Source organism: Serratia sp. HRI (genome assembly GCF_010119335.3).
Taxonomy (GTDB): Bacteria; Pseudomonadota; Gammaproteobacteria; order Enterobacterales; family Enterobacteriaceae; genus Serratia; species Serratia nevei.
In genome coordinates this window covers 1,045,694-1,070,473 of record NZ_CP083690.1, presented here as the reverse complement: position 1 = coordinate 1,070,473, position 24,780 = coordinate 1,045,694, and the positions used below count along the sequence as shown (strand labels likewise).

Here is a 24,780-nt window from a genome sequence, read left to right as displayed (position 1 = left end):
AACAATCAATATAGTAGGAAAGATGGCGCGCTGGGGCGTGGGAGAGCGTGCGGAATGAAAGCGGCGGGCGCGTGGCGCGCCCGCCGTTAAACCGCCGGGATCAGGACACGTGCTGCAGGAACTCCTGCAGACGCGGGCTTGGCGGATGGTTGATCAGATCGTGCGGGTTGCCGTCTTCGGCAATCCGGCCCTTATCGATAAAGATCAGGCGCGACGCCACTTTTTCGGCAAAGCCGACTTCGTGGGTGACGATGACCATCGTCATGCCTTCTTCGGCCAGATCCTGCATGACCTTCAGCACTTCATGGCGCAGCTCCGGATCGAGCGCGGAGGTCGGCTCGTCGAACAGCATCATTTTCGGCTTCACCGCCAGCGCGCGCGCAATCGCCACGCGCTGCTGCTGGCCGCCCGACAGTTCGGACGGGTAGTGGTGGGCACGCTCCGCCAGACCGACCTTGGCCAGCAGCTCGCGCGCCAGCTTTTCCGCATCGGACTTCTTCGCGCCGCGCACGCGGATCGGGCCAAAGGCGACGTTTTCCAGCGCCGTCAGGTGCGGGAACAGGTAGAACTGCTGGAACACCATGCCGGCTTCCTGGCGGATCAACCGATCGTCCACTTTCGGATCGTTGGCTTTCAGGCCGTCGACGATCAGATCGCCGCTGGTGACTTCCTCCAGCTTGTTGATGCAGCGCAGCAGGGTGGATTTGCCCGAGCCCGACGGCCCGATGATCACCACCACTTCGCCTTTGTCGATCTTCAAATCGATGTTGTGCAGCACCTGGGTTTGGCCAAAATGCTTGGAGACGTTTTTAAATTCAATCACAGGATTTTCATCCTTCTTTCCAGACGACGCAGCACGAAGCTCAGCACCAGGGTAATAATCAGATAGATAACCGCCACGGCGCTCCAGATTTCCAGCGCGCGGAAGTTACCGGCAATAATTTCCTGACCCTGACGGGTCAGCTCCGCCACGCCGATCACGATGAACAGCGAGGTGTCTTTGATGCTGATGATCCACTGGTTGCCCAGCGGCGGCAGCATGCGGCGCAGCGCCAGCGGCATAATGACGTAGCGGATGGTTTCGCGGCGCGACAGGCCGAGCGCCAGGCCGGCCTCGCGGAAACCGTTATGAATCGACAGCACCGCGCCGCGGGTGATTTCCGCGATGTAGGCGCCGGAGTTAATCATGATGGTCACCACCGCCGCGGTGAACGGATCGATGCGCAAGTCGCTAAATGCCATCGGCAGGGCGAAGTAGATGAACATCACCTGTACCACGATCGGCGTGCCGCGAATTACTTCGATAAACACCAACGCGATGTGGTTGGCGATCCAACCGCCGTAGGTGCGGGCAAAGCCGGCGACGAGGCCGATGATCAGGCCGCCAATCAGACCGAGGACCGAAATCCACAGGGTCATTTTGGCGCCCTCTAACAAGATAGGAATGGCGGGCCAGATGGCGCTCCAGTCGAACTGCATGATATTTCTCCCGGTGATCCCAAACGTGGGTATCAGATACAACGAAGCGCAGGGGGTTAAGCGACCCCCTGTGCTTAAGTTAACAGCTTGCCAAATTCACAGCTTACTTAGGTTCGGTGCCGAACCACTTCTTGTAGATCTCGTTATAGGTGCCGTTCGCGCGCAGGGTTTTCAGCGCGCCGTTCACCTTCTCGCGCAGCTCGTCGCTGCCTTTAGGGAAGGCGATGCCATACTGCTGTGCTTCCAGCGAATCGCCTACGGTTTTGAACTTGCCGGCGCCGGCCGTCTTAATGAAGTATAGGATGTTTGGCGTGTCGTGCAGCACCGCATCGGCGCGCTTGGTGCCCAGTTCCATGTAGGCGTTGTCGATGTTAGGGAACTGGCGCAGATCCTTGGTTTTGATGTGCTGCTTGGCGTAATCCACCGAGCCGGTGCCGCTCTTCACCGCCACCACTTTGCCGTTCAGATCGTCGATGCTTTTCACGCTGTTGTTGTCGGCGTTGACCATCACCAGCAGGCCGCTCTTGTAGTAGCCGTCGGAGAAGTCGATGGCTTTTTTGCGCTCATCGGTGATGGTGATGCCGGCCAGCGCCAGATCGACGTTTTTGGTCTGCAGCGCCGGAATGATGCCGCCGAAGTCCATCGGTTTCAGGGTGTAGTCCAGCTTCAGCTCTTTGGCGACGGCGGCCCACAGGTCGATGTCGAAGCCGACGTATTTGTCGCCTTGTTTGAACTCAAAAGGAACGAAAGCGGTGTCGGTGGCGACCACCAGTTTGTCTGCTGCGTGGGAACTTACGGCAAAGGCCAGAGAGAGTGCGGCCAGGGAGACTTTAAAAATCGACTTCATGAGAGGAATTCCTGTACAGGTTGCGGATTACCCATTTTTTATATTGCAGTTGGTGCCATGAAAAAATCGTGCCATGTTTTCAACTACTATAAAAACAAAGAGTTAGTGCGTGATGTTGTGCCGGAAAGGCGAATTGTTATGGTTGTGCACCAAGGTGAAGCACCAAAATGGTGCGTAAGAATTATCTTGGTGCACGGGGCTATCATTAACCAAATTTTGGCTGTGAAACAACCGTTCTTTAACGTTTTTGCTTCAATATTGATAACTAACTCTAACTTTCATGATGCACTGACGGTGCAAGCGGGGCCGCGAGGGCGCAAAAGGGGGAGCAGATAATGCTAGCGCAACTGGCTGTCTTTGCTGCCGCGCCGGTTGTACAGGCTGGCGGCCGCGTGTTTTTTGTCTTGTTCGGTCTGGCAGGCGAGGCAAAAACGCACGCCCGTTAACGCCTTGCGGCGCGCCTCGGGGATCGCCTCTCCGCATTCCTGGCAATAGCGTTCGCTCTCGCCGTGCCCGAGCGCTTCACGCGCGCGCTGCACCGCATCGTCGACGGTGGAATCAATCTGATCTTGTACGGCGCCGTCCGCCGCCCAGCCGCTGGCCATCATTACCTCCTGACAAGGGAACCTTACCGTTAATATGGGCCGTTTTTTGTACAATGCAACGGTCGCGCAAAAGAAAACAGGCCGGGCAAAGCCCAGCCTGTTCTGCCCGGAACGACGGGCGCTCTGCAACGCTTTCGCGTTATTCGATATTGGATTCGATGAACCACAGGAACTTGTCCAGATCGCGCGAGGCGGCGGTGAACATGTCGGCGGTGTCTTCGTCTTCCACTTCGGTAATCGCCTTGCGGATGTCATTCGCTACCGCGCCGTAGCGATCGGCCAGCGCTTTCAGGTGCTCCTGCACGCTGTGGATATTGGTCGGATAGCTTTTCAGCGGCGTGCGATCGTTGACCACCTGTACGGTGCCCAGTGCGACGCCGCCCAACTGCACCACGCGCTCGGCGAAGGTGTCCTGATGCTCGATGATGGCGGTGCGGAAGCCGTCCAGCATTTCATGGACCGCGATGAAGTTCGCGCCGCGCATGTTCCAGTGCGCTTGTTTGGTGATCAGCGAAAGATCGATAAATTGCACGACCTGATGGTTCAGCGCCTTGATGGCGGCCAGTTTGACTTTTTCGTCCAGATCGTTACGGGTATACAGCAGATCAGAAGATTTCGTTTTCACCAGTTTAGCGGTACTCATATCAGATATCCTCTTGATTAGTCGTTGTCCTATTTCGTTACGGGATCAATTATAGCAGGGGTATTTATTTTTGCCGTACGAAAATGGCTATTGCACAAATAGGATTAGCCTAATGGCAATATTTTAATGTGGCTTTTGTTTTTGATTAATGAAATTGATTTTTATTGGTTTTTTTATTTTTTGTTGCAGGTTTATTATTTACCGCAGTGACGGTTTATCCCTGTTATTTTATTTTCATTGAGCATGCCGGCCCCAGAAGAATATCCACTTTGTTATCGCGGTGTTAATTTTAAGCCTATTCAGATTGATAGCCGTAATTGATGCAGTTACAGTAGGGAGATTATCCCCTCTCTATGAGTGGCGAGTGATGAAAATTAACGTCGTCGGCACCAGCGGCAGCGGTAAAAGCACCTTGGCGCGTCAACTGGCAGAACGGCTTGACGTGCCCTATATCGAGATGGACAGGCTCTATTGGCGGCCCGAGTGGCAGGGAACGCCCGATGATGCATTCCTGGCGCGGCTTGAGCAGGCGCTGGCCGAAGCGGGCGAAGGCTGGGTGCTGGACGGCAACTACAGCCGCACGCAGCCGATCAAGTGGCGCGAGGTCGACTATATCCTGTGGCTGGACTACGGTTTCGGGCGCACGCTGTGGCAAGCCGTACGCCGCGCGTGCCGACGCGCGGCCAGCAAACGTGAGCTGTGGCCGGGCACCGGCAACCGGGAAAGTTTTCGCCGTTCTTTCTTCAGCCGCGAGTCGATCGTACTGTGGACGGTCCGCACCTACGCCAAAAATCGGCGAAAATACCTGGCGGAAATGGCCGGCGCCGGGCGCTGCTTCATACGCTTGCGTTCTCCCCGCCAGGCCGCCGATTTTTTACGGGCGTTGCCGCAGGGTCACAGCAGCAGGCGGTGATGGATCCTCACCACCGCTTTCTTGATGTGCTGCGGCCGCTGCCACAGGCAGCCGGTTTTGTGCGGCTCCATTTGGAAAAAGATCGCGAACATGCCGTGCGTCATGTGCAGCGTTTGCGGGTGGCGTTTGATGTCCAGCAGCAGAAGGTCGCTATTTTCTGCGTGGGGCTGCTCGCGATGCCCGTCGCCCGCCAGACCGTATTCGATGCGCTCTTCACCGCTGATCAGCAGATGGAGCGCGATGTACTCCTGATGCATCTCGGCGCGCTTCTGCGCCGCAGGCGTAGTGGTCAGCGTCATGACATCCATAAAGATGTTGTCGCCGTCGATCGGGTGATGGCCCGGGGCCAGTTCGGGCAGGTCGCATCGACGCAACTCGGTCAGGGTTGAAACCAGCGCCGGCGCGAGTCCGCGGCCGAAGCGTGGGTTGAACAGGCTGTTGTGAATCACTGTTATTCTCCATGTGAGCGAAAGTCCAAAGTGCCTGCGGTACAGGCTAAGGGGAAGTATGCCGACTTGTCACGAGGAAAACAGTTAACCCGCCTGCATTCCGGCGTTGCGGTCGGCAGGCGGGTTAGCGATCAGGAAAGGCTTTCGAGGCGCGGTTTAGGGCGGATGGTCAGGGCGGAGCCCATAGACGCGGCGATGATGGCCGCCAGCGCCAGCCATTGCACGTCGCTCAGGTGTTCGCCGAGGAACAGCATGCCGGACAGCGCCGCCATTGCCGGTTCCAGGCTCATTAAGGTGCCGAAGGTGCGCGCCGGGATTTTGGGCAGCGCGATGATCTCCAGCGAATAAGGCAGCGCGGTGGAGAGGATCGCCACCGCCAGCGCCACCGGCAGAATATCGAGGTTGAACAGCACGCTGCCGGTTTGCCAGGCGCCGATCGGGCAGAACACCAGCGCGGCGATCAGCGAACCGAGCGCCACCGTGCCGGGGCCGTGATCGCCGCCGGCCTTCTGGCCGAAGATGATATAGACCGCCCAGCAGGCGCCGGCGCCGAGCGCGCAGGCGGCACCGAACGGATCGATCCCCCCCACGCCGTGGCCGAGCGGCAGCAGGAACCACAGCCCGGCAATCGCCAATGCCACCCAGAGGAAGTCGATGGGCCGCCGCGAGGAGAACATGGCCACCGCCAGCGGGCCGGTAAACTCCAGCGCCACGGCGATGCCGAGCGGCACGGTGCGCAGCGACAGGTAGAACAGGTAGTTCATCGCGCCGAGCGACAGGCCGTAAATCAGCAGTGGCAAGCGGCTGCCGGCGGCGAGGCGCATGCGCCACGGGCGGAAGATGATGAACAAAATCAGGGTGCCGATGAAAAGGCGCAGCGTGGTGATGCCTTCCGCACCCACGATCGGGAACAGGCTTTTGGCCAACGAGGCACCGCTCTGGATAGACACCATGGCGATGATTAACAGACAGATAGGCAGCAGCGCGGAGGGCGCTCTGCCGGAAGTAGGTAACGACATCCTTAACGGGCCTTTTATGCGCCGTTCCTCAGCCTTGAGAAAACGGTCGAAACGGGGATGCGAGCAGTGTAAATGAAATGCGAAAATCTGTCTGAGAAAAGCGCGCATCGCGGTGAAATCCGCCGAACCTCGGATGAGATGTGGCGGATTTGGTCAAAAAGTGCGCTTTTTATTAAGAATTATCTGGATATTAAATAGGTGATTTTTGTCACAGAAAGCCGTAGAATACGGCCGAAAATAGAGCGAAAAGAAGAAGATACACTGTTCTTGAAATCTTCTGTTACACGATTTAAAGCATTAGACACTCATTTCAAGGCAGAGTTTCACGCTAATTTTTGTTATATTTTCAAAGCATGAACAAATGGATGTACTTAATAATAAAACGCGTTTGAGGTGGTTATGAAAAAAATTGCATGTCTTTCCGCAGTAGCAGCTTGCGTATTAGCAGTTAGCGCAGGTACCGCATTCGCTGGTCAGAGCACCGTATCCGCTGGCTATGCGCAGGGTGATTTCCAAGGCGTTGCTAACAAAGCCGACGGTTTCAACCTGAAATACCGTTACGAGTTCGACAACAACCCACTGGGCGTAATCGGTTCCTTTACCCACCTGGAAAAGGACGGTTCTCAGGGCGGTTTCTACAACAAAGCTCAGTACAACTCTATCTCTGCCGGTCCAGCATACCGCATCAATGACTGGGCGAGCATCTATGGTCTGGTTGGTCTGGGTTACGGTAAATTCACTACCAACGCTCAGAACGGTACTTCTCGTCACGACACCGCTGACTACGGCTTCACCTACGGTGCCGGTCTGCAGTTCAACCCAATCGAGAACGTTGCCCTGGATGTCGGTTACGAGCAGAACCGCATTCGTAGCGTTGACGTTGGCACCTGGAACGTTGGCGTAGGCTACCGCTTCTAAGTGTGTTCATGCCTGAGGGCATGAACCTGCGGCAGATTTTGCCGCACCGATAAAAAATCCGCCTCCGGGCGGATTTTTTTTTATCTGTTATCGGCCGCCGCGCCCCGTCGGCTGCGTTGAAAAGCGTGCGCTGCGGGCATCGCGCTCATAGCCTTGTGGTTCGGTCAATAGCCCGTACAGCTCGGGGCGGCGTCCGTAAATCCAGCGGCGGCCGGTGCTGAGCGGGATCAGCGTCAGATCGAGTTCGGCGCTGACCATCCGGTCTTCCGCCGCCCAGGTCTCTGCCACGATGCGGCCGTAAGGATCGAGGATCATCGCGTTGCCGGTGCGTATCTCATCGTCATCGCGGCCCACGCCGTTGCTGAACAGCAAGAACAGCCCGTTGTCGTGAGCGCGCGACGGTAGCCAGCGCATCAGCCAGCCGCGGCCGTGTTCGCCGCGAAAGGCGGCCTCTATTGCCTGCGGATCTTCCGCACGCCGTTGCCACAGCGCCTGCGGGATCGGCTTCATGCCGTGCGGGCTGCGCGAATGGGTGCCGCCGGTCTGGTGCGGGGCGATCAACACCTCCGCGCCCAGCAGCGCCGTGGCGCGCACATTCTCCACCAGATTGTTGTCCCAGCAGATCAAGACGCCCACGCGCACGCCCCAGGGGGTATCGAACACCGTGTAGCGGTCGCCGCTGGCGATAGCCGGGTGTTCGAAGGCGTGCAGTTTACGGTGCACATGCAGCTCGCCGTCCGGCAGACAAACGGCATAGGCGTTGTAGCAACGGCCGTCGTCGCCCAGCTCGATCAGCCCGACGCCGATCGCCATGTTGTAACGCTCCGCCAGCGGGCGAATGCGCGCCAGAGAAGGGCTGCTCGCAATCGGCTCCGCCAGCGCGCGCACCTCGGCGTCGGACAGATGGCGCACGTGCCAATAGCCGGTGATGCACATTTCCGGGAAGGCCAGCAGCTGTATCTGTTGCTCGGCCGCCTCCGTGATAAAGCGTTCCATGGTCGACAGGTTGTAATTCTTATCGTTGGCGCGGTGCTGGAATTGCACCGTGGCGGCGCGCAGTGAAGGGGTCATGGTGTCTCTCCGGTTGGGGTCTGCGTTGATTACAGCAGGTGGATTGATTACTGTATAATCAATTAAATTCCCTATTCGATAACCTGATGGAATGGATATAAAACAACTGCGCGCCCTGGTGGCGCTGGCCGAACAGGGCAACTATCGGCAGGCGGCGAGCCTGCTGTGCATCAGCCAACCGGCGCTGAGCAAGCAGATTCAAGCGCTGGAAACCCAGCTCGGCGTTCGGCTGTTCGAGCGTGGCCGACAGGGGGCGGTGCTCACCGCCGGTGGGCAGCGGCTCTACCCGGAGGCGCAGGCGCTGGTGGAACAGTACCAGCAGTTTCAGCGGCGCGCCCGGCGGGTAGCGCTCGGGGAAGCGGGGCGGCTGGCGCTGGGATTTGGCCTCTCCAGTTTTCATCTGGCGCCGCAGCTGGTGGCCGCCTTTCGCCGGCGTTTTCCCGAGGTGGCCATTGGGCTGGAGGACATGCCGTCGGAGCGGCAGTATCAGCTGTTGCTGCAGGGCGAGTTGCAGGCGGGGTTCGTGCGCTTACCGGTCACGACGCCGCTGTGCGGCGCGGCATTGCTGAGCGACCGGCTGGTGCTGGCCGCGCCGGGCGCGCTGGCGCTGCGGGCCGACGACCTGATGGCGCGTTTCAATCAGCTGCCGCTGTTGCAGCTGACGCCGAAACGCGGGCGCGGGCTGAGCGATCAGTCGCTGCGGTTTATCGCCGCTCACCGGTTGACGCCGAATGTGGTGCAGCAGGCCGGCGATATCCAGACGCTGCTGGCGCTGGTCGCCGCCGGCGTTGGCGTCGCGTTGCTGCCGCACAGCATCACGCACATCGCGCCGGCCGGCATCGACATTCTGCCGCTGAGCGGCGAAGAGACGGAGTGGCAGGTCGGTATCGCCTGGGATCCGCAGCGCGCGGACGCGCTGCGGGACAACTTCATTCAGACGGCGTTGGCGGTGCAACGCGCTTAGGCATTCAAAGCGGGCAGTGCATCACGACGATCGGGCTCTGGTGATACTCGCTGCGGTGGCTTTCGCAGAAACCGACCTTTTTCGCCAGCGCCAGCGAAGCCTGGTTTTCCGGCGAGATGATGCAGACGGTTTTCTCGCCCGGCAGGTGCGTTTTACCCCAGGCCAGCGCTGCCCGCAGTGCCTCGGTGGCGTAGCCTTTGCCGTGCGCCGAGCTCACCAGCGCCCAGCCCATTTCCGGCGCATCGAGCGCCGGGGTAATGTCGCGCAGGAAGTTGGAAAAGCCGATGCTGCCGAGGTACTCGCCGCTCAGTTTGTCACGCACCGCCCAATACCCGTATCCCAACAACGCCCAGTGGCCGACGTAGCGCATCAGGCGCCCCCAGGAGTCCTCCCGGTCGCGCGGCGTGCCGCCGATGTAGCGCACCACCTGCGGATCGGCCCACAATGCGGCCAGCGATTCGAAGTCGTCCAGCGTGTGCGCGTCCAGCCGCAGACGTTCGGTGATAAGCGTTGGCGCGGTGTTGATTACGGTCATGTTGCTGCTCCTGCACAGGGTGAAAGGCGATGAAAAACAACGGCGTTCAGTATGCCAGAGAAATCACACCGCCAGCCACAACAGCCAGGTGAACAGAAAGCCGCTCAGGCCGAGCAAGGTGGTCAGCACCGTCCAGGTCTTCAGGCCATCGGCCACTGACAGTCCCAGATAGCGCGTGACGATCCAAAAACCGGAGTCGTTGACGTGGGAAAGCCCCAGTCCGCCGAAACAGGTCGCCAGCGTCACCAGCACCAGCTGTAGCTGATTTAAGCCGCTGACCGCTTCCGACAACAGGCCGCCGGTGGTCAGGATAGCCACGGTGGCGGACCCCTGCGAAGCGCGAAGCGCCAGCGAAATGATAAAGGCGGCGGGCACCAGCGGCAGGCCGATGGCCGTCAGTACTTCAGCCAGCGCTTTGCCGACGCCGGATTCCACCAGCACCTTGCCGAACACGCCGCCCGCGCCGGTCACCAGGATCACCACTGCGGCGGTCGGCAGCGCGGCGCCCATCACGTCGCTGGCGTGCTGCAGGCTCCAGCCGCGGCGCAGCGCCAGGAAATAGAAGGCCAGCAGCAGGGCGATCATCAGCGCCACCGCCGGTGAGCCCAGCAGCGACAGCGTATCGCGCAGCGCCGAGCCGGCCGGCAACAGCGTAGCGGAGACGGTGCCGAGCATGATGATGGCGATTGGGATGACGATTAGCGCCGCCACCAGGCCGGCGCCGGGCGGGTTGATGCGATCGCTGAGCGGCGCTTGCCCTTCCGGACGCGGCTCCGGCGCCGCCAGCTGCAGTTGTTCCAGCACCTCTATCGATAACGGATAGTTTTTGCGGTTGAGGTAGTTGGCGGCGAAATAGCCGATCGCGCCGACCGGAATACAGATTGCGAGGCCGATGATGGTCAGCCAACCGATGTCGGCGTTGAGCAAACCGGCGGCGGCGACCGGGCCGGGGTGCGGCGGCAGCGCGACGTGTACCGTCAACATCACGCCGGCCATCGGCAGGCCGAACTTCAACGGCGACACTTTGGCGACCTTGGCGAAGCCATAGATAATCGGCGCCAGAATGATAAAACCGACGTCGAAGAACACAGGAACGCCGAGAATGAATGCGGCGAGGGTCAGTGCGGCGACGGTATGTTTCGGCCCCAGCCCCTGGCTGAAGCGTTGTGCCAGCGACTCGGCGCCGCCCGAGTGTTCGATCATGCGGCCAAGCATCGCGCCCAGACCGATGATAATGGTCACCGAACCAAGTACGCCGCCCATCCCGGCGGTCATCACTTTCATCACTTCGCCGGTTGGAATACCGCTGGCCAACGCCACCAGCAGACTGACCACCAACAGCGCGACGAAGGGCTGTACCTTCGCCTTGATGACCATCAGTAACAGCAGCACCACGCCGAGTACGGCAATCAGCAACAGCAGAGAGGTAGACATGAAAAAAGCCTTTCGTTGGGTAAGCGTTGGGCACCGCGATCGCCGCGTGGCGATACGGGTGCGTTTCATTGTTATAAAATCGATTTCCTGGTGTTGGCGGCAGCGTTAGCGGTAAGGCTTCAGCCACCCGAGCCCGGCGGCGGTGTCGCCGCGCGGCCGGTATTCGCAACCTATCCAACCCGGATAGCCGAGCGCATCCAGCCTGTCGAACAGCCATGGATAATTCAGTTCGCCCTCGTCCGGCTCATGGCGATCCGGCACTGAGGCTATCTGGATATGCGCGTAGCGTCCGGCCAGCGTCTCCAGCAGCCTGCTGATATTGCCGTCCACTAACTGCGCGTGGAAAAAGTCGAACTGAATGAACACGTTCGGTCTCTCGATCGCCGCCACTGCTTCCGCCACTTGGTGTTGACTGGCAAACAGGTAGTTGGGTTTGACCGGCGGGCTGAGCGCTTCGATCAGCACCTTGACGCCGTGCGGGGCGAAGGCGTCGGCGGCATAGCGCGCATTGGCGATAAAGGTGTCGAGATAATGCCGCCGATCCGCGCCTGCGGGCACCACGCCGGCCATCAGGTGCACGCTGGGGCAGGAAAGGGCGATGGCGTAGGCCAGCGCGCGGTCGATATCGGCGCGCGCGTCCTGCTCTCGGCCCGGCAGTGCCGCCAGTCCCCATTCGCCGGCGGCGGCATCGCCGGGCGCGGTGTTGAACAGCACCTGTTGCAGGCCGTGTTCGCGCAGCTTTTCGGCCAACAGCTCGGCGGGATAGTCGTAAGGGAACAGGAATTCCACCGCGCTGAAGCCCTGTGCGGCAGCGGCGGCGAAGCGCTCGAGGAACGGCACTTCGTTAAACATCATCGATAAATTGGCGGCAAATTTAGGCATGGTTCAGCTCCGTAATTCGGCAATTTCATCATCGGTTAAATAGCGGATCGGACGATCGCCGAGGGTGAAGATCAGCCGCGCCGCATCTTCCATCTCTTCGGTATTGTCCGCCGCCGCTCGCAGGTCTTTACCCGTCACCACCGGCCCGTGGTTGGCCAGCAAAAAGGCGCGGTGGGTCGGCGCCAGGCGGGCCAGATCCTGCGCCAGCCTTTCGTCGCCGGGCCGGTAGTAAGGCACCACCGGCACCTTGCCGACGCGCATCACCACATAGGGGGTGAACGGTTTGATAGCGTTGTCGACGTCCAGCCCCTGCAGGCAAGAGAGCGCCGTGAGGTAGGTGCAATGCAAGTGCACCACCGCTTTGCATTCCGGATTGTTCAGATACAGTGCTCGGTGAAAGCTGATCTCTTTCGACGGCTTGTCGCCGGAGAGCCAGTCGCCGTTCAGGCTCACTTTAGACAGGCGATCGGCCTGCAGCTCGCCGAGACAGGAGCCGGTCGGCGTCGCCAACAGCGCGCCGTCCGGCAGCAACAGCGAGAGGTTGCCGGCAGAGCCGGTGGCGTAACCGCGTTGGAAAAACGAAGCGCCCAGGCGCACCATCTCTTCACGCGCCTGCTGCTCGATGGTCATGGTCATACTGGAAACTCCGTTTGCGCGCGCGTGAAGAAGGCTTCATCGCCAAAATTGCCTGACTTCAATGCCAGTGAAATGGCCCGGTCGTTGGCGCGCACCCAGGGAACGCCGGGGGAAATGCTGGGGCCGATATGGAAGCCGCGAATGCCCAGCGCCTGCGTGACCACGCCGGCGGTTTCGCCGCCGGCGACAATAAAGCGGCTGAATCCCAACTGGTACAGCTGCACCACCAGCTCGGCGAACAAGGCCTCCACCGCCTCGCTGGCGGCGCTACCGTACTGCCGTTGCGTTTGCTGCAGCGCTTCCGGCGCTGCGGTGGCGTAGATCAGCGGGGCAAGCGCCTCCCCGGCGTGGCGCTGCGCCCAATGCGCCAACTCGGCGGCGTAGGCGGTGCGCGCCTGTGGCTCGAGGCAGCGGCTGATATCGATGGCCTGCGCCGAAGCGCGTTCGCGATAGTGCGCCACCTGCCGGTTAGTCATGACGGAGCAGGAGCCAGACAGCACCGCCGCCTTTTCCCCCTGCGGCGCGCCGGCCGCTTCTGCCGCGCGATCGCCGTTCTGCGCCCATTGCCGCGCCAGACCGATCGCCAGGCCCGAACCGCCGGTCACCAGCTTCATCGTTTTCAACGCTTCACCCTGGGTAAGCAGATGCCGTTCGTTGAGCGTATCCAGCACCGCGTAGCGCACGCCGTCCTGCGCCAATTGCCGCAGCTTCTCGCTGACTGCCTCGGCGCCGCGATCCATTTCCGCCGCCGTCACCAGCCCACAGCGTCCGGCGGCCTGGGACTCCATCAGGCGCAGCAGGTTGCTGTCGGTCATCGGCGTGACCGGGTGATGACGCATACCGGATTCAGACAGCAGCTGCTCCCCGACGAACAGGTGGCCCTGATAGACCGTGCGGCCGTTTACCGGCAACGCCGGTGAGACAACCGTGAAATTCTCTCCCAGTGCGGCGAGCAGGGCGTCGGTCACCGGGCCGATATTGCCCCGTGCGGTGCTGTCGAAGGTGGAGCAGTACTTGAAGTAGAACTGGCGGCAGCCCTGTTTTTGCAACCAGACCAGCGCCTGCAACGACTGTTCGACCGCCTGCTCTGCCGGGCAGGAACGCGATTTCAGGCTAATGACCGCCGCCTGTGCGTTTATCTGCGTTTCGTCTTGCGGCACGCCGTTCAGCTGCACCGTCGGCAGGCCGTTTTGCACCAGAAAACTGGCGATGTCGGTCGCGCCGGTAAAATCATCCGCGATTACGCCAAGCAGCATCAGAGCGCCTCCTTTTTCTGCGGCAGATCGATGCCGGCAAAGATTTTGATCACCGCACTGTCGTCTTCTTTACCGTAACCGGCGTTGCTGGCGGCGGTAAACATGGTGAAAGCGGTGGAGGCCAGCGGCAGCGGGAAGTGCAACGCCTTGGCGGTATCCGCCACCAGCCCCAGATCCTTGACGAAGATATCCACAGCTGACTTGGGCGCATAGTCGCCGTCGACCACGTGACGCATGCGGTTTTCGAACATCCAGGAGTTGCCGGCGGCGTGGGTGACCACGTCATACATCACGTCCAGCGGGATGCCAGCGCGGGCGGCCAGCGCCATCGCTTCCGCGCCGGCGGCGATGTGCACGCCAGCCAACAGCTGGTGGATGATTTTTACCGTCGCGCCCAGGCCGATCGTCTCGCCGATGCGGTACACCTTGCCGGCGATGGCGTCCAGCACGGGTTGCAGGCGCTCGAAGGTGGCGTCGGTGCCGGCGGCCATCACCGTCATCTGGCCTTCCTCCGCCTTGGCCGCTCCGCCGGAAACCGGCGCATCCAGCATCGGTAGCCCGTAGTCCAGCAGCCGTTGCTGGATCTGCTTGGCGTCATCGGCGGAAATGGTCGAAGAGACCATCACCGCGGTGCCTGGCCTGAGCTTTGGCGCCAGGCCTTGTTCACCGAACAGGATCTGCTTCACTTGGGCGGCGTTCACCACCAGCAACAGCACGGCGTCTAGCTCGGTCGCGAAGTCGCGCGCGCTGGGCGCCGTTTGTTTCGCGCCGGCTTGTTGCAGCACCGCCAGTGCCTGCGGATTCAGGTCCGCCCCGTAGGTGGTCAATCCGGCGCGGAGGCACGAGCGCGCCGCGCCCATGCCCATCGCGCCCAGCCCAATGATGCAGACGGCATATTTCCCTGGGTGTGTCATACAGCACTCCTGTTAATTTTAGTGATAATTTGTTTTGTTGTGTTAAATATAAGCGCTTGTCGGCCGTTTGTCCGCGAGCTTTATCACAATAATTAACAACGGGTGAGACGGGTTTTTTGTGCGTTTTATGGCCTTACTCAGTGTTAATATTATGTTTTTTAAATAAGTTCATGCTTTTCTGGCGTCATTGCACGCGCCGTCACGCCGTGAAAAATTAGGGCTATCGGCGAACGAAAATTGACGTAAAATCACAATTATTATCACCGCAGCAACGAGAGGGAACCGTGATACCTGTAGAACGCCATCAACAAATTCTTGCGCTGGTATCCGAACGCGGCGTCGTTAGCATTGCCGAGCTGACCGAACGGCTGGGGGTGTCGCACATGACGATCCGCCGCGATTTGCAAAAGCTGGAGGAACAGGGCGCGGTGCAGTCGGTCTCGGGCGGCGTGCAGGCGCCTGAGCGGGTGGCGAGCGAACCTTCGCACCAGGCCAAAGAAGGGATGTTCAGCCGGCAGAAAATCGCCATCGGCCGGCTGGCGGCGCGGCAAATTCCCGCCAATAGCTGTATTTATCTGGATGCCGGTACCACCACGCTGGCGCTGGCGAAACAGATCGGTGAACGTGACGATTTGACGGTGGTGACCAACGACTTTGTCATCGCCGGCTTTCTGATTGAAAACAGCCAGTGCAGAATCATCCACACCGGTGGTACCGTGTGCCGGGAGAATCGCTCTTGCGTCGGCGAAGCGGCGGCGCAGGCGCTGCGTGGTCTGTTTATCGATCTGGCGTTTATCTCCGCCTCTTCGTGGAGCATGCGCGGTCTGTCGACGCCGAACGAAGACAAGGTGATGGTAAAGAAGGCCATCGTCGAGGCCAGCCGCCGCTGCATTCTGCTCAGCGACACCTCGAAATACGGCAAGATCGCGACCTATCTGGCGCTGCCGATCGCCGCCTTTGACGCCGTCATTACCGACGAGGGGTTGCCCGCCGCTGCGCGGGAGGCCATCGAGCAGGCGGGGCTTGCGTTGTTGACGGCAGGGGAAGAAGAGTAAGAAAGAACCGGAATTAGGATGAAAGTTCGGTATCGATGCCACTGGCGGGCAGTTCACTTGCTTCAGCACCGCCGCGTTCGCGCCATTCGCGGCGTCTTTGTTCAGCCCATTCTTCGTGGAAGGCTTGCATTTCTCTTTGGTGCCGTTCCTTTATGCTCATAGGAGTTGGGTGGGATTCTGCCGTTAAGAGGCGGTATTTCGATGACATGTAATCCTTCCTCAACAAGCTCTTGGTTGTACAAATAATGTACGCAATGCGCATGTTTTTTCAAGAGCGAGTCATAAATTCTGGCTAACGCTGGCCTGAGCGGTACGCTGAAAACCAATCTCGCTTGGTATTGCGCCACAAAAGTGACGATCGCCAGGCCGATACCATTAATGATTAGCTGTTCTCGTTCATATCGGGTGTACGCCATCCTGGTATAGGTATCAAATAAGGATTTGGTTAATTCGGCGCGGGTTTCCAACGCCCTTACATCGTACAGTTCCATGACGTAAGCATTGTCCAATATTTCCGAGGCAGGATAAGCCCCAATAAGCCATTGACGCATCCTTGCTGAACTACAGTCGGCTGGATGTGGCGCTGGAGCTGCGGCGGGTGGCGGATTACTTCGAGGGGCTGGCGGAAGAACGCGGCATCGCGCTGAGCTGCGCAGGTGAGGGAACGCTGAAGGCGGACGCGATGCTGTTCCAGCGCGCGTTGAGCAACCTGGTGGCTAACGCAGTGCGTTATGCCGACGAAAACAGCCGGATCGTCCTGCGGGCTGAACGGCGCGCCGATGCCTGGTGGGTACAGGTTATCAATCAGGGGCCGCCGATCGCGCCGGCACAGCTGGAAAAGCTGTTCGATCGCTTCTATCGCGCCGATCCCGCGCGCAGCGCCGGCAATCATGCCAGTGGGCTGGGGCTGTCTATCGTGCGCGCCATCATGACGCTGCACGACGGTGAGGTTCGCGCGCAGTGTTCCGATGGCCGAGGTTCTGCTTGCTTGACCTTTAGCCTGATATTCCCCTCATCAGTTCAATGAGCTACCGCGAATGTTTTCGCCTGTTGCGGAAAACGCGACAGGCGTCATTCGTAAGTTTTTCCTTTCATTATTGTTTCCCATCGCCTTGGCTGAACCTAAAATTTAACATTTGCGACGCGGCAAACGCGTTAATTCGTCGGGCTAATACGGATGGACTGCGGTCTGTGATTACGCTCAACATTCACGTGTTATTATTTTTTTATTAAAATTTAGTTCTGCGGTCTTCTTTTGAGATGATTTTCCTTAAAATTGATAATTTGCGACACAAAAAACTAACTTTGTGGTTTTTGTCGCGTCAATATATCAATGAATGAGGTGATTGGTTAACCTTTGGTTATGGTTTGCAAGAAAAATCCTATATAAACGGTGGTGAGGTGACAAAGCGTATTTCGTGGCGTTAATTGAGTGGTTTTTCTTGCCTGTGCTTGGGTATTTTCGCGAATTACCTGATTAAATATTTATTTAATATTTCATTAACATTTGACGCCAAACTATAAATGATCGCTATAGTGAAAACATGTGAATAAAATGAAATATAGATTTAATGACCATATTCTCTTTGACGCAGACACCAGAACCCTTAGCCCAACAGATTTTTCTGACGATCCCATATCCATATCCAGTCCTTCCAAACGGTTGTTGCTGCTGTTGATTGCCCACCATGGCGAGGCCGTAGGGCGTGAACTGATATTCAAGAAGGTCTGGGACGATTACGGCATGGTGTCCAGCAATAATAATCTCAATCAGTGCGTCAGCAAATTGCGTCGGGTGATTAAAAACCTTGGCGTCGAGGATGAGGTCATTGTTACGGTTCCTAAAGTGGGTTTTATGTTGCGTGATGAGATTACCATCGAGTCTTATGAGGACGCGGAAGATATTCACGACGCGGAGCCTGCCGCGGCGGTGCCGGGATCTGCGCCCGCAGCGGCGGCCAATCCGGCGTCCGACACCGTCATCGGCGGGGCCTCTTCTCATCTTGGTTATTCCCGCCGTGGGTGGCTGATGTTCAGCGCGATGGTTCTGGGGGGGATCCTCATGGCTATTGCTGTCACGGCCTATTTCAGCGGCTCGGGAGCCCGGCAGGAGAGCTACCTGGGAAAGTCAGGCAACTGTAAGGTTTTCATGTCGTTGCCTGATGCCTCGGCGACGGTCAACGCCAGCCTGAATCGGGATATTCTGGCTTACGCCGCGCACCAAACGGGAGAATGCAGCGGCGATGAGTTTTTGCTGGTGGTGCGCAGCAATCAGGTCAGGGCTTACATTTCCGGTATTTCCCGCTTATTCCTGCTGCGCTGCAAGATCTTGCGTGAACATAAAATGGAGATCTGTTCAGGCTTGGAAAGCGACAGTGCTGAATTTATTAATTGACCATTGATAGCCGCTGCCCAACGCGATTGAAGGACGGTGGATATGACAAAAATATTACAGTGTTGAAATAAAACGTTCGACTTTCATTTGGCGGGTTGCCGTGTGGCGCTTACGAGAGGTATTTCCCTTTCTCTACCGCTTTCTACCTCATTATGGTGATTATGTATGGTTAAAGCCGATTTCGGTGATGCGCTGCTATTTTTTGAACCCAGCTATTTAGTGAGAAGAGGAATGGAAGCATTTCTCGTTACCCAATCAAGTGACAGCTATTTTATCGACACCTTGAGGGCGCTGGAGGGGGTATTGAAAGAGGGAAAGCCTCGCGCGCTTATTATGGAGTTATATCATCAGAGAGAATATTTGTATGATGTATTACGGTTCGTTCTGACGGCAAAAAATGTCTGGCCGGAAATACCCTTGGTGATTTTCACCGCGGTAGAACACCCTGGTATATTAGCGTTGTTGGCGGCAGATGCGCGCATAGCTATAGTGGCAAAGGGGGAGCCATTGCACTGCCTGAGTGACGCCATTGCGGCTGCGGGCAAGTTCTCCGGCTATCGTTCCCCGCATATTCGCGCCCGGCTGGTGCATTCGGCAGCCGCATTATCTGACAGTGAATGGCGAGTTTTGGCCATGATGGTTGCCGGTGCATCTCCAGACAGCATCGCCAACGTGACCCGGAGAAGTTACAAAACCATAAGCTCCCATAAACTGAATATTATGCGAAAACTGGGCCTCAATCAGGCCGGTTTTATGCGGCTTATTCTTTCCCTGAGAACCCGATACCCTTCCTGACACAGGGCGAGAAGCCCCCCTTTTTCTCTACAGCGGCCGATCTGGATTGGCTGCTGCTCCTGCGCAAATCCAATCAATCTTTTCCCTCACCGAACAACGCCGGCGCTGAAATTTCACACGGCCATGGGAAGGGCGAACAGAGCGTATTTGTGGTTAAACAATAACCGCCCCGCAGGGGTTAAACCACAATGTGATTGTGCTTTCATCAAAGGTTTAACCCGTTTTTTAATGTGATTGACGGGGGTTAAAACATTAATGGCAGTATTTAAATCTAAATATTTGAACTTTAACAGTTAATGATTCTTTTTTGATCGGCCGGGGATATTCTTGTGGCGTCAAGCAGACTGGCTAAACGCAGTGATGCAAACGGCTGGCTGAGAATGGACGAAAGAAAGAAAACATATTCAACATTGAAGGGAGTTATACCATGAAGAAAATGACACTGGCTCTGGCGATCGTTTCCGCCTTTGCAGCGGTCAGCACTGCTCAAGCCGCCGACGTTACCGCTCAGGCGCTGGCAACCTGGTCTGCGACCGCCAAGAAAGACACCACCAGCAAACTGGTTGTGACGCCGATTGGCAGCCTGGCCTTCAACTATGCAGAAGGCATTAAGGGTTTCAACAGCCAGAAAGGCCTGTTTGACGTCACCGTGGAAGGCGATACCACGGCCACCGCTTTCAAACTGACCTCAAAACTGGTCTCCAATACGCTGACTCAGCTGGATACTTCCGGTTCTACGCTGGAAGTCGGGGTGAACTATAACGGTGCGGTGGTCGGGAAAACGGCTGAAACCACCATGATCGACACCACCGCCGGCATTTTGGGCGGCAATCTGAGCGCCCTGTCCAACGCCTACAACCAGGCCGGCCGCACCAGCGCGCAGGATCAGTTCACTTTCAGCATCATCGGCGCGACGTCAAACGGCACCACCGCCGTCACGGATTTCAGCACGCTGCCGGAAGGTATCTGGAGCGGCGACGTCAGCGTCGAGTTCAACGCGACCTGGACTTCCTAATCCCCCGAACGATCTGCATCTGGCAGGGGGGAGACCTCCTGCTATTTATCGCTCATCAACGCCAGTGGAATACCGCAATGACACGCTTTTCTCTCGCCGTCACCCTGATGTTAATGCTGCTGCGGCCGGCTTTGGCGCTCGATGTGGGTGAGATCAGCGCCTTCATGCCTGGCGACAGCGCGCGCCTGAGCAAGGAAATCAAAAACACCACCGACAGCGGCCGGCTGGTGACCATCAAGATCGAACGCATTTCCAGTCCCCTGGCCTCCGGTACGGTGATCCCGATGAGCAGTCGGGATGAAATGCTGCTGTCGCCCGCCAGCCTGATCTTGCCGGCCAACGCCAGCGATGTGATCCGCTTTTACTACAAGGGGCCGAATGATGCCCAGGAGCGTTACTACCGCATCGTTTGGTTCGATCAGGCGTTGAGCGAGGCGGGGCAAAATTCGGCTCGGCGTAATGCCGTGGCCACCACGTCGGCGCGCATCGGCACCATTTTGGTGGTGGCGCCTCGGCAGGATCGCTTCGCCTATCAGTTCGCCAACGGACGGATCAAAAACACCGGCAACGCCACGTTCAAAGTGGTGGCCTACGGCAATTGCAGGAACAAGCAAGACGGCAGCGACTGCAAGGAAAACTATTTCGTGATGCCGGGGAAGGATCGCGCCTTCAGCAAGGTTGACGTCAACGATAAAAAAGGACGCGTCGCGCTGTGGCACGGCGAACAGTTTATCCCGGTGAAGTAATGCGCGCGTTATCCACGATGGATGCAAAACAATCACGCAAGGAGTGGCATGTGAACGCTGTGCTGTTGAGAACGCTTTTGGCTGCCGGTGCGCTGGCGCTCCCGATGCTGTTGCCTGGCCGTATGGCGATGGCGGCCGGTTTGATGCAGATTAACGGCGTGCTGATCCCGCACACTTTCAGCCTGGCGTTGCGCGAGGGGATGAGTATTCCGCTGTTGTTGCATTATGAAAAGAGCGATGGCGTCAAAGACGACAGCCGCATCGGCCATGCCTTTCTCTACCTGGATCAGGACCGGCTAAAGATTCGTCGGGTGACGCTGGAGGATAACGACGACGGCGCCCGGCTGACGGCGGCGATTGCCGGCCAGCTGCAGGCTTTGCAGGATGCGCTATTCGATCGGCAGCAGCATATCCGGATCGCGGACGACGCCTGGCTCGCGCTGGATTTCCGGCAGCTCAACCTGCAGCTGGTGGTGAAAGAATCCGCGTTGGGGACGGTGCTGCGCGCCCGCTCCAGCGACATCGGCGCGTCCAGCGTAGATGCCGTAAGCAGCACGCTGGATTATAACCTCGGGGTCTACGATAACCGGGCCCGCGCCAGCGAAGGCAACACCTCCAGTTATTTATCGCTCAACAGCGTCACGGCGTTGCGTGAACACCACGTGGAGTTGAACGGTTCCATCTACGGTATCGGCAGCGGCGATGAAAACGCCACGCTGTACAAAGCGATGTACGAGCGTGATTTCGCCGGCCGCCGTTTCGCTGCCGGCATGCTGGACAGCTGGAATCTGCAGTCGCTGGGGCCGGTCACGACCATCAACTCGAGCAAGATTTATGGTCTGTCCTACGGTAACCGCGCCAACTCGACGGTATTCGATAATTCCCAATCGCTGACGCCGATCGTGGTTTTTTTCCCCTCGGCCGGCGAGGTGCATCTGTCGCGCGACGGGCGGCTGCTCAGCGTACAAAACTTCACGATGGGCAATCATGAAGTGGACACCGGCAGTTTGCCCTACGGTATCTATGACGTAGAGGTGGAGGTCGTGGTCAACGGCAAAGTGGTCGATAAACGCATGCAGCGAGTGAATAAATTGTTCAGCCCCAATCGCGGTGCGAATGCGCCGCTGGCCTGGCAATTCTGGGGCGGGATGCTGCGCATGGACGACTGGCGCGGCGAACGGGAACGCCACCGCCCGGCAAAGGATTCTTATTTGCTTGGCGCTTCGGCTACCGGCAATCTGCAAACGCTTAATTGGGCGCTGTCGGGGTATTCGTTTGACGGCAACGCCGTCGGCGAGAGCCGCGTCAGCCTGCCGGTGACCGAGTCGATTCAGATCAACCTGCAAAATATGGCGGCATCCGATCGCTCCTGGAGTTTGGTCAACAGCGTCAGCGCCGCGTTGCCCGGCGGCTTCAGCAGCGTATGGATCAATCAGGAGAAAACGCAGATTGGCGATCGTCTGTTGCAAAATGACGCCTATAACCGCGCCGTTGGCGGCAGCCTTAATCTGGGGGCGCTGTGGTCTCCGTTGGGCACCCTGAGCGCCAGCTACAACGACGATAAGAAGAACGACAGTCACTATTACAACGCCGACTATTACCAGAACATCTTTACCGGCCGCTTCGGCACGCTGGGCGTACGGGCGGGCGTGCAGCGCTACAACAACGGCAGCAGCAACGCCAATACCGGCAAGTACATCGCGCTCGATTTTTCACTGCCGATGGGTAACTGGCTCAGCGCCGGCGTTTCCAATCAAAACGGTTACACCACCGCCAACCTGGCGGCGCGCAAGGACATCAAGGACGGGCCGATCCGCACCCTGGGGGCCAACCTGTCGCGGGCGATTTCCGGTGATACCCGCGGCGACAACCGCTTCAACGGTGGTGGCTATGCGCGCTTCGACACCAAGTATTCGGCCGGCACGCTCAACGTCAGCAGCTCCGCCGACGGCTACGTTAACAGCAGCCTGACCGCGAGCGGCAGCATGGGTTGGCAAGGGCGTGATATTGCCATCAGCGGCCGCAACGAAGGCAACGCCGGGATTATCTTCAATACCGGCATTGAAAACGACGGCCTGCTGACCGCACGGGTTGACGGCCGGATGGTGAAGCTGAGCGGCAATAAGAATTACCTGCCGTTGTCGCCGTACGGTCAGTACGACGTTGAGCTGATGAACAACAAAAACTCGGCGGAGAGCTTCGACATCGTCACCAGGCGCAAGAGCAAGCTCACCCTGTATCCGGGCAACGTGGCGGTGATCTCGCCGGAGATAAAACAGATGGTGACGGTGTTTGGCCGCATCAAAGCGGAGGACGGCACGCTGCTGGCCAACGCCTATATCAAGAACCATATCGGCCGCACCCGCACCGATGAGAAAGGCGAATTTATCATGGATGTCGACAAGAAATTCCCGGTTATCGATTTTACCCACGGCGGCAATCAGACATGCGAGGTAGATTTGGATCTCAGCAAGGCGCAAGGCGCCGTGTGGGTCGGCGACGTGATCTGCACCGGGCTGAAAACCTATGCAGGCAATATGTCATCCGGGGAGTCTGACCATGAGAGCTAACGTTGCGCTGTTGTTGTTCTTGTTGGCGCTGGTCGCCCCCGCGCTGCAGGCGGCGGTCAGCCAGACCAACTGGCCGGATGCGGCGGTAATGAAATTTGTCTTCGTGGAGAACAACGCCGACGACAACTTTTTCGTCACGCCGGCCGGCGGGCTGGATCCGCGCATGACCGGCGCCAATAAGTGGACCGGGCTGAAATACGGCGGTTCCGGCACTGTCTATCAGCAGAGCCTGGGGTACGTGGATAATGGTTACAACACGGGGCTGAATGCCAACTGGCGCTATGACATGTGGCTGGAAAATGCGCCGATAAAGAATCCGTTCCTTGGCCTGCGCTGCATCAACTGGTATGCCGGTTGCAATATGGATACCAGCTTGATTCTGCCGCAGACCACCGACGAAAAGGGATTTTACGGCACCGTGGTCACGCCCGGCGGCGCAAAATGGATGCACGGCATGATGTCGCCGAGCTTCTATCAGTATCTGAAGCAGATGGCAGCGGGTGAAGCTTTCAGCATGCAGATCAACGGCTGCCAAACGTCGGTGGCTTACGACGCCGCGGCCGGCGGCCGCTGTCGGGATCAGGCCAGCGGCAGCTGGTACAAGCGCACCGTCACGCACAGCAAGGCGGCCCACCTGCGCTTTATCAATACCAACGCCGTATCGGAGGTGTTCGTCAACAGCGATGGGGTGCCGATCATCGGCGAGGGCAATGCCGATTGCAAGAACCAGACCATCGGCGCCCGCTCAGGCATCATGTGCAAGATGGTCAGCTACGATTTGCAGACCGACGGCAGCGTGAGCAATACCTCGATTCATATTTTCCCGGCGATTAACCATGCGGCGCTGTCCTCAGCGGTGAACGCCGCCGATCTGCAGTTCAGTCTGAACGGCAATACCTGGAAAAACACGTCGGGCACCGGCAGCTACTATACGTTTAACGAGCTGAAGAGCAGCAACGCCGTCTATGTGTTCTTCTCCAGTAACTTCTTCAAACAGATGGTCGCGCTGGGGATTTCCGACAGCGGCACCCGCGATCTGATCAATTTCCGTTTTCAGAACACCACTTCGCCGGAGTCGGGATGGTATGAGTTTTCCACTTCAAACCAGCTGATTATCAAGCCGCGCGATTTCAGCATCAGCATTATTTCCGATGATTACGACAACAGCCCACACCGTGAAGGTTATGTCGGTCCGGCGGAGCCGGCGCTGGAGTTCGGCTACTTCGTGACCACCAGCGGCAAAACCGCCGCCGATCAGGTGAGGGTGATGGCGACCGGGCCGACTCAGGCGATCAACGGGGTGAACTATTGCCTCTTTTCTTCTGCGGATAACAGTACCCAGGTGCCGTTCCCCGCCACCCTCGGCATCACCACCAGCACCAACGGTCAGCAGAGCTTCGCCGCCGGCTGCGATGGCCAGTGGCACGACATGACCAATGCGCTCTGGAGCAGCACGCCGTGGAATGATATCTCCGGTGAAGTGGGGGTGCTGAACAAGACCCGCGTGACCTTTAGCATTCCGATGAACAATCCGATCTCGCTGAGAACCGTCGACGGCAACGGTTGGTATGGTGACGTCAGCGCCGCCGGTGAAATTCATGTCGAAGCCACCTGGCGTAACATCAATTGAGGGCAGGGC

At 58.3% G+C, this 24,780-nt stretch carries 25 protein-coding genes and 1 pseudogene; 11 read left to right on the top strand and 15 right to left on the bottom strand.

Going from position 1 to position 24,780, the window contains the following annotated elements; genetic code table 11:
• Positions 1-100: 100 nt before the first annotated feature.
• The 5 genes from glnQ to dps form a co-directional block, all read right to left on the bottom strand.
• Positions 101-823, bottom strand: a complete 723-nt coding sequence (glnQ, locus tag GF111_RS05185; protein WP_004939230.1) for a glutamine ABC transporter ATP-binding protein GlnQ — start codon at positions 821-823, stop codon at positions 101-103.
• Complete coding sequence (gene glnP, locus GF111_RS05180; protein ID WP_019454487.1) at positions 820-1,479, bottom strand: glutamine ABC transporter permease GlnP; 660 nt, start codon at positions 1,477-1,479, stop codon at positions 820-822. Before glnP ends, glnQ begins: the two co-directional genes overlap by 4 nt.
• Before the next feature lie 103 nt (positions 1,480-1,582).
• The gene (gene glnH / locus GF111_RS05175) at positions 1,583-2,326 is read right to left on the bottom strand and encodes a glutamine ABC transporter substrate-binding protein GlnH (RefSeq protein ID WP_038880498.1); all 744 of its coding nucleotides are present in this window, start codon (positions 2,324-2,326) and stop codon (positions 1,583-1,585) included.
• A gap of 338 nt (positions 2,327-2,664) precedes the next feature.
• Positions 2,665-2,931 (bottom strand): DksA/TraR family C4-type zinc finger protein, encoded by a 267-nt coding sequence (locus GF111_RS05170; protein WP_038880495.1) that lies wholly within the window; start codon positions 2,929-2,931, stop codon positions 2,665-2,667.
• A 139-nt stretch (positions 2,932-3,070) separates the two neighbouring features.
• Positions 3,071-3,574, bottom strand: coding sequence for a DNA starvation/stationary phase protection protein Dps (dps, locus tag GF111_RS05165; RefSeq protein WP_004939215.1), 504 nt, complete (start codon positions 3,572-3,574; stop codon positions 3,071-3,073).
• A 367-nt stretch (positions 3,575-3,941) separates the two neighbouring features.
• On the opposite strand from dps, the gene GF111_RS05160 reads away from it, so the two are divergent.
• Positions 3,942-4,487 carry a shikimate kinase gene (locus tag GF111_RS05160; RefSeq protein WP_038880492.1) on the top strand — a complete coding sequence of 182 codons (546 nt, stop codon included), beginning with the start codon at positions 3,942-3,944 and terminating at the stop codon, positions 4,485-4,487.
• On the opposite strand, the gene nanQ is transcribed toward GF111_RS05160, so the two are convergent.
• Positions 4,469-4,936 (bottom strand): N-acetylneuraminate anomerase, encoded by a 468-nt coding sequence (gene nanQ, locus GF111_RS05155; RefSeq protein ID WP_047728217.1) that lies wholly within the window; start codon positions 4,934-4,936, stop codon positions 4,469-4,471. The two genes, GF111_RS05160 and nanQ, sit on opposite strands and share 19 nt — an antisense overlap.
• 131 nt (positions 4,937-5,067) lie before the next feature.
• Positions 5,068-5,955, bottom strand: a complete 888-nt coding sequence (rhtA, locus tag GF111_RS05150) for a threonine/homoserine exporter RhtA (protein ID WP_147191362.1) — start codon at positions 5,953-5,955, stop codon at positions 5,068-5,070.
• A 399-nt stretch (positions 5,956-6,354) separates the two neighbouring features.
• On the opposite strand from rhtA, the gene ompX reads away from it, so the two are divergent.
• Positions 6,355-6,873 carry an outer membrane protein OmpX gene (gene ompX / locus GF111_RS05145; RefSeq protein WP_038880485.1) on the top strand — a complete coding sequence of 173 codons (519 nt, stop codon included), beginning with the start codon at positions 6,355-6,357 and terminating at the stop codon, positions 6,871-6,873.
• 87 nt (positions 6,874-6,960) lie between these two features.
• Here ompX and GF111_RS05140 read toward each other — a convergent pair whose 3' ends face one another.
• A complete protein-coding gene (locus GF111_RS05140) occupies positions 6,961-7,944 on the bottom strand; it encodes a nitrilase family protein (RefSeq protein WP_047728214.1) in 984 nt (327 codons plus the stop codon).
• A 91-nt stretch (positions 7,945-8,035) separates the two neighbouring features.
• On the opposite strand from GF111_RS05140, the gene GF111_RS05135 reads away from it, so the two are divergent.
• The gene (locus GF111_RS05135) at positions 8,036-8,908 is read left to right on the top strand and encodes a LysR family transcriptional regulator (protein ID WP_147191360.1); all 873 of its coding nucleotides are present in this window, start codon (positions 8,036-8,038) and stop codon (positions 8,906-8,908) included.
• A gap of 4 nt (positions 8,909-8,912) precedes the next feature.
• Here GF111_RS05135 and GF111_RS05130 read toward each other — a convergent pair whose 3' ends face one another.
• The 6 genes from GF111_RS05130 to ltnD all read right to left on the bottom strand — a co-directional run bounded on the left by GF111_RS05130 (position 8,913) and on the right by ltnD (position 14,565).
• Entirely contained in the window at positions 8,913-9,443 is a 531-nt protein-coding gene (locus GF111_RS05130) for a GNAT family N-acetyltransferase (RefSeq protein ID WP_055316054.1), read from the bottom strand.
• Positions 9,444-9,506: 63 nt separating this feature from the next.
• On the bottom strand, positions 9,507-10,877 hold the full coding sequence (locus GF111_RS05125; protein WP_038880843.1) for a GntP family transporter: 1,371 nt from the start codon (positions 10,875-10,877) through the stop codon (positions 9,507-9,509).
• A gap of 105 nt (positions 10,878-10,982) precedes the next feature.
• Entirely contained in the window at positions 10,983-11,759 is a 777-nt protein-coding gene (gene otnI, locus GF111_RS05120) for a 2-oxo-tetronate isomerase (RefSeq protein WP_047728208.1), read from the bottom strand.
• Positions 11,760-11,762: 3 nt separating this feature from the next.
• Complete coding sequence (locus GF111_RS05115) at positions 11,763-12,395, bottom strand: aldolase (protein ID WP_370633539.1); 633 nt, start codon at positions 12,393-12,395, stop codon at positions 11,763-11,765.
• The gene (otnK, locus tag GF111_RS05110) at positions 12,392-13,651 is read right to left on the bottom strand and encodes a 3-oxo-tetronate kinase (protein ID WP_080346877.1); all 1,260 of its coding nucleotides are present in this window, start codon (positions 13,649-13,651) and stop codon (positions 12,392-12,394) included. The genes GF111_RS05115 and otnK overlap by 4 nt, the downstream gene beginning before the upstream one ends.
• Positions 13,651-14,565: an L-threonate dehydrogenase gene (gene ltnD, locus GF111_RS05105; RefSeq protein ID WP_038880852.1), complete on the bottom strand. Its 915-nt coding sequence runs from the start codon at positions 14,563-14,565 to the stop codon at positions 13,651-13,653. The genes otnK and ltnD overlap by 1 nt, the downstream gene beginning before the upstream one ends.
• A 284-nt stretch (positions 14,566-14,849) precedes the next feature.
• Between ltnD and ygbI the strand changes: the two genes are divergently transcribed.
• On the top strand, positions 14,850-15,620 hold the full coding sequence (gene ygbI, locus GF111_RS05100) for a DNA-binding transcriptional repressor YgbI (protein ID WP_038880856.1): 771 nt from the start codon (positions 14,850-14,852) through the stop codon (positions 15,618-15,620).
• Between the two features lie 101 nt (positions 15,621-15,721).
• Here ygbI and GF111_RS05095 read toward each other — a convergent pair whose 3' ends face one another.
• Positions 15,722-16,111, bottom strand: a complete 390-nt coding sequence (locus tag GF111_RS05095) for a hypothetical protein (RefSeq protein ID WP_224217817.1) — start codon at positions 16,109-16,111, stop codon at positions 15,722-15,724.
• A 59-nt stretch (positions 16,112-16,170) separates the two neighbouring features.
• Between GF111_RS05095 and GF111_RS05090 the strand changes: the two are divergent.
• From GF111_RS05090 to GF111_RS05060, 7 genes and pseudogenes are all read left to right on the top strand, one after another.
• A pseudogene (locus tag GF111_RS05090) lies at positions 16,171-16,647 on the top strand (ATP-binding protein); the annotation flags it as partial.
• A gap of 528 nt (positions 16,648-17,175) precedes the next feature.
• Entirely contained in the window at positions 17,176-18,015 is an 840-nt protein-coding gene (locus GF111_RS05085) for a winged helix-turn-helix domain-containing protein (protein WP_080490852.1), read from the top strand.
• Between the two features lie 165 nt (positions 18,016-18,180).
• Positions 18,181-18,810: a LuxR C-terminal-related transcriptional regulator gene (locus tag GF111_RS05080; RefSeq protein WP_080490853.1), complete on the top strand. Its 630-nt coding sequence runs from the start codon at positions 18,181-18,183 to the stop codon at positions 18,808-18,810.
• Between the two features lie 427 nt (positions 18,811-19,237).
• The gene (locus GF111_RS05075; protein WP_004939148.1) at positions 19,238-19,825 is read left to right on the top strand and encodes a common pilus major fimbrillin subunit EcpA; all 588 of its coding nucleotides are present in this window, start codon (positions 19,238-19,240) and stop codon (positions 19,823-19,825) included.
• A gap of 77 nt (positions 19,826-19,902) precedes the next feature.
• The gene (locus GF111_RS05070; protein WP_038880871.1) at positions 19,903-20,571 is read left to right on the top strand and encodes a hypothetical protein; all 669 of its coding nucleotides are present in this window, start codon (positions 19,903-19,905) and stop codon (positions 20,569-20,571) included.
• 104 nt (positions 20,572-20,675) lie between these two features.
• Positions 20,676-23,141, top strand: coding sequence for a CS1-pili formation C-terminal domain-containing protein (locus GF111_RS05065; protein ID WP_224217846.1), 2,466 nt, complete (start codon positions 20,676-20,678; stop codon positions 23,139-23,141).
• Positions 23,131-24,771, top strand: coding sequence for a hypothetical protein (locus tag GF111_RS05060; protein ID WP_047728198.1), 1,641 nt, complete (start codon positions 23,131-23,133; stop codon positions 24,769-24,771). Before GF111_RS05065 ends, GF111_RS05060 begins: the two co-directional genes overlap by 11 nt.
• Positions 24,772-24,780 lie beyond the last annotated feature (9 nt).